The organism is Streptomyces sp. NRRL F-5630, assembly GCF_000719475.1.
Lineage (GTDB): Bacteria > Actinomycetota > Actinomycetes > Streptomycetales > Streptomycetaceae > Streptomyces.
The window spans coordinates 1-5,623 of record NZ_JOGO01000137.1 but is presented as its reverse complement, the minus strand read 5'-3'; the positions used below and the strand labels follow the sequence as shown (position 1 = coordinate 5,623).

Sequence of the window (5,623 nt, the reverse complement as noted above, 5' to 3'; positions counted from 1 at the left end):
TTGTGGGAGCGGCGCAGTGTGATGACGGGTGGTTTGGAGCGGGCGGATCTGGCGCGGATGCGGCGCATGGGTGTGCTGCCGATGTCCACCGAGGACGGGCTGCGCCTCCTCGACACCGCCGAACAATCGACGGACAGCCTGGTCGTGGCCGCGCGGTTCGATCCCCGGACCCTGGCCAAGGGCGGAGCCGAAGGCGCCCTCCGGCCCCCTGCGCGGGACGACCGCGCGCGCACCTCCGTGTCTCTTCGGCGCCGCACCGTCGCCTCCGTCGCTTCCGTCGAGGGCGGCGCGGAGCCCGGCGGCCCCGCGCTGCCGGCGCGCCTCACCGGACTGGGCGACGCCGAACGGCACCAGCTGCTCCTGCGCACCGTGAGGGAACACGCGGCCACCGTGCTGGGGTACGACGCGGCCACCGCGATTCCCGTCGAACGCGGTTTCCTGGATCTCGGCATCGACTCGCTCACCGCGGTCGAACTGCGCAACCGGCTCAAGACGGAGACCGGACTGCCCCTGCCCGCCACCCTGGTCTTCGACCATCCCGACGCCACCCGCCTCGCTCGCTACCTCGACCAGGAGCTGGCCCCGACCGAGGCCGGGGGCGCGCCCGTGGACGGAGACGCCGACCGAGACGCCGAGCCGGGGCGGCGGGCGCACGCCCGCAGCGCTCCGGAGACCGCCCCCGCGGCGAAGGCGCCCGGCGTGGCCGGGCGCCTGGAGTCGGCGGACGCCGACGAACTCTTCGACTTCATCGACCGCGAATTCGGCCCGAACTGACGGCCACGGCGCCACCCTTGGCCCCCAGCGACCAGGTGTGCGCCGTCCGATCCACGACGCCGCGGCACGACCATGTGAGGCCCTGATGCCGGAAGATGACAAGCTCCTCGGCTACCTGCGCCGGGTGACCGCCGACCTGCACGACACCCGGGGACGGCTGCGCGCGATCGAGGCCGCGGCCCACGAACCGATCGCCGTCGTCGGCATGGCGTGCCGCTTCCCCGGCGGCGTCACCACCCCCGAGGAGCTCTGGCATCTCGTCCGCGACGGCGTCGACGCCATCACTCCCTTCCCCGACGACCGGGGCTGGGACACCGACGCCTTCTACGACCCCGACCCGGACGCCCCCGGACGCACCTACGTCCGGGAGGGCGGATTCCTGCACGACGCCGGTGACTTCGACGCGGGATTCTTCGGCATCTCCCCGCGTGAGGCCGACGCGATGGACCCCCAGCAGCGCCTCCTGCTCGAAGCGTCCTGGGAAGCCGTCGAGCGGGCGGGCATCGACCCCGCCACCCTCAAGGGCCGTGCCGCAGGCGTCTTCGTCGGCGCCGTCGCGCTCGACTACGGGCCGCCCCTGGACGCCGCCGACGGCATCGAGGGACACCTGATGACCGGCACGACCACCAGCGTCCTGTCCGGCCGCATCTCCTACACGCTCGGATTGCAGGGTCCCGCCGTCACGGTGGACACCGCCTGCTCGTCGTCCCTCGTCGCCCTGCACCTGGCCGTGCGTTCGCTCCGTCAGGGCGAGTGCGATCTCGCCCTCACCGGCGGTGTGACCGTCATGCCCACCCTCGGCACCTTCATGGGGTTCAGCCGTCAGCGGGGCCTTGCCCCCGACGGCCGGTGCAAGCCCTTCTCCGCCGCCGCCGACGGCTTCGGCCCCGCGGAGGGCGCCGGGATGTTCTGCCTCGAACGGCTCTCCGACGCCCGCCGCGACGGACACCGAGTCCTCGCCGTCGTCCGCGGTACGGCGGTCAACCAGGATGGCGCCAGCAGCGGACTCTCCGCCCCGAACGGCCCCGCGCAACAACAGGTCATCCGGGCGGCGCTGGCCGACGCCGGGCTCGACGCGTCCGAGGTGGACGTGGTGGAGGCGCACGGCACCGGCACCAAGCTGGGCGACCCGATCGAGGCCGGGGCGCTGCAGGCGACGTACGGGCAGGGGCGCGATCCCGAACGGCCGTTGTGGCTGGGGTCGGTGAAGTCGAACGTCGGGCACACCCAGGCCGCCGCCGGAGCCGCCGGCGTCATGAAGACCGTACTGGGCCTGCGCCACCAGGAACTGCCGCGCACCCTCCACGCCGACGAGCCGTCCCCGCACGTCGACTGGTCCACCGGGACCCTGCGGCTGCTCACCCGGCCCATTCCCTGGCCCCGGGGCGAACGGCCGCGCCGGGCCGGGGTGTCGTCGTTCGGCGTCAGCGGCACCAACGCCCACGTCATCATCGAAGAGGCACCGGCCACCGACGAGGCACCGGCTACCGAAGAGACGCCCGTGGAGCAGTCCGCCCGGACCCCGGCGACCGTGCCCTGGGTCCTGTCCGCCAAGTCCGCCGCGGCCCTGCGCGACCAGTCCGCGCGGCTCGCCGTCCACGCCGAACAGCACCCCGGTCACACGCCCACCGACATCGGCTACACCCTCGCCACCACCCGCACGGCCTTCGACCACCGGGCCGTCCTCCTCACCCCGGAGGACGGCGACGCCGCGCACCTGCTGCGGCAGTACGCCTCGGGCGAGGAACCCGCACCCGCCGAGTTCGTCTCCGGCACGGTCCACGACGGGATCGGCCCCGTTTTCGTCTTCCCGGGGCAGGGCTCCCAGTGGACCGGTATGGCCGTTGAACTGCTCGACGCGTCACCGGTGTTCGCGCGGCGCATGGACGAGTGCGCCGTCGCGCTCGCACCCCACCTGGACGTCCCCCTGCTGCGCGCGCTGCGGGACGAGGCGGCGCTGGAACGCGTGGAGGTCGTCCAGCCCGCGCTGTGGGCGGTCATGGTGTCGCTGGCCGCGGTGTGGGAGTCCTACGGCGTCCGGCCGGCCGCGATCGTCGGCCACTCGCAGGGCGAGATCGCCGCCGCGGTCGTGGCGGGCGCGTTGAGCCTGGAGGACGGGGCGCGCGTGGTGGCGCTGCGCAGCCGGGCGCTGACGGCACTCGCCGGCCGTGGCGGCATGGCCTCCGTCACCGCGCCCGCGGACGACGTGCGCCGCGCCGTCGCGTCCTACGACGGCGTCCTGTCCGTCGCCGCGGTCAACGGCCCCGAGCACCTCGTGGTCTCCGGCGACGCCGCCGCGCTCGACGGCCTGCTCGCCGCGTACGACGCCGAGGGCGTGCGCACCCGCCGCATCCCGGTCGACTACGCCTCCCACTCGGTCCACGTGGAGGAGATCCGCGCCGAGGTCGAGAAGGCGGCGTCCGGGATCTCGCTCCATCCCTCCGACGTGTCGTTCTACTCCTCCGTGACCGCGGAGAGGACCGACACGACCACGCTGGACGCCGCGTACTGGTACCGCAACCTCCGCTCGCAGGTCCGCTTCGAGGACACCGTGCGCGCTTTGCTCGACGCGGGGTTCCGCCACTTCGTCGAGGTCAGCCCGCACCCGGTGCTCACCCCGGGTGTCGAGCGGACGGCGGAGGACCACGGCAGCGACGTGGCGGCGGTCGGGACGCTGCGGCGCGGCGACGCCGGCGAACCCCGGCTGCTCAGGTCCCTCGCCGAGGCCCACGTCGCCGGAGTGCGGGTGGACTGGTCCCGCGTGTTCGACGCGACCGGAGCCGCCCACGTCGACCTGCCCACCTACGCCTTCCAGCGCACCCGGCACTGGCTCGACTCCGCCACGACGGCCACCGCCGACGCCGCCGCCACGGGCATGGAAGCCGTCGGCCACCCGCTGCTCGACGCGGGCGTGCCCCTTCCCGACTGCGACGGCTACCTGTTCACCGGCCGCTGGTCCCTGCGCACCCACCCGTGGCTGGCCGACCACACGGTCGCGGGCCGGGCGGTCGTCCCGGGCAGCGCCCTCGTCGAGACCGTGCTGCGCGCGGCGGACGCCGTCGGCTGCGACCGGCTGGAAGAGCTCAGCATGGAAAAGCCGATCGTGCTCCCCGCGGACGGCGGCGCCCTGCGCGTCCAGGTCACGGTGGGCGGTCCCGAGGACGCCGACGGCCGCCGTGCCGTCGGCGTGTACATCGGTGACACCGACGGCCTCTGGTCACAGCACGCCCGCGCCACCCTCACGGCCGCCGCCGACGACCGTGAACCCGCGGGCCTTGACGCCTGGCCCCCGGCCGACGGCGCCCGGCAGGTCGACACAACCGGGCTGTACGAGCGTCTCGCCGCCGCCGGACTCGCCTACGGCCCGGTCTTCCGCGGCCTCGGTGCCGTCTGGAGCCAGGGCGACACGCTCTACGCCGAGGTCGCCCTGTCCGAGGAGGCGCGGCGGAGCACCGACGGGTTCGGCCTGCACCCGGCGCTGCTCGACGCCGCCCTGCACGCGTGGCCGGCCCGGACGGAAGAGGGCCGCGCCCGCGCCGAACCCTCCGCTGCATCCCCCGTCGAACTGCCCTTCCTGTGGACCGGTGTGTCCTTGTACGCCACGGGGGCGACGCGTCTGCGCGTACGGCTCACGCCGGTCACGGGCGGGGGCATGTCGGTGCTCCTGGCGGACGACTCGGGCCGGCCGGTGGCCTCCGTCGAGACCCTCGTGACCCGCCCTCTCCAGGGCTCCGACGCGAAGCTCGGAGACGGGGCGGGCCCCTTGCTCCGAGTGCGGTGGACCCCTGTACCGGTGCCGGACGCGGACACCGCACCGACATGCGCGTGCGTGGGCCCGGAGATCCCGGCTGACGGCCTCGAAGGCATCGCAGCGCGCCACGACAGCCTGACCGGACTGGCCGCGCAGCTGGCCGACGGACGGTGCCCGGCACCGGGATATGTGCTGGCGTGCGTGGACCAGAACCCGGTGGCCCCGGACGGCGCCGAGGAGGACACGGCGGGGAGGGCCGTGGCCACCGCCGGCCGGGCGCTGGCACTCGTGCAGTCCTGGCTGGCCGACGAGGCGTTGTCCGCCACCGGCGCCAAGCTGGTGCTGCTCACCCACGGGGCCGTCGCCGCGGGACCCGGCGAGGGTGTGCGGGACCTCGCCGCCACACCTGTCTGGGGCCTGGTGCGCTCCGCTCAGTCCGAGCACCCCGGCCGGTTCGTCCTGGCCGACCTCGACCGCGACCCGGCCTCGCTCGCAGCGCTCCCCGCAGCGCTCGGCACCGGGGAACCGCAACTGGCACTCCGGCGGGGCGAAACCCTGGCCCCCCGCCTCACCGCCGTACCGGAGAGTCCCGAACTCCCCTTCAGAGACTGGCAACTGCGGGCCGCTCCCGGAGCCGCGCTCGACGGAGTCACCCCGGTTCCCGCGACGGCGGCGCCCCGGCCGCTCGGTGAGCGCGAGGTACGGATCGAGGTCCGGGCCGCCGGTGTCAACTTCCGTGACGTACTGATCTCGTTGGGCACCTACCCCGACGCGGAGAACGCGCGGATGGGCAGTGAGGGCGCCGGCGTGGTCACCGAGATCGGCTCCGGCGTGACGGGCGTGGCCGTCGGCGACCGGGTCATGGGCCTGGGAGGCGACTGGTTCGGCTCGTTCACCGTGGTGGACGAGCGGGTGGTGGTGCCGGTCCCGGAGGGGTGGTCGTTCGTGGAGGCGGCGTCGGTTCCGGTGGCGTTTGTGACGGCGTTTTACGCGTTGGTTGATGTGGCGGGTGTGCGGTCGGGGGAGACGGTGTTGGTGCATGCGGCGGCGGGTGGGGTGGGGATGGCCGCGGTGCAGTTGGCCCGGTGGTTGGGGGCT

2 protein-coding genes are annotated in these 5,623 nt (G+C 74.4%); both read left to right on the top strand.

Annotated elements, in window-relative coordinates; translation table 11 throughout:
* A partial coding sequence (locus IF99_RS35325; RefSeq protein WP_234340916.1) for a phosphopantetheine-binding protein occupies positions 1-774 on the top strand: 774 nt, incomplete at its 5' end.
* Between the two features lie 85 nt (positions 775-859).
* A partial coding sequence (locus IF99_RS0129715) for a type I polyketide synthase (protein WP_037828141.1) occupies positions 860-5,623 on the top strand: 4,764 nt, incomplete at its 3' end.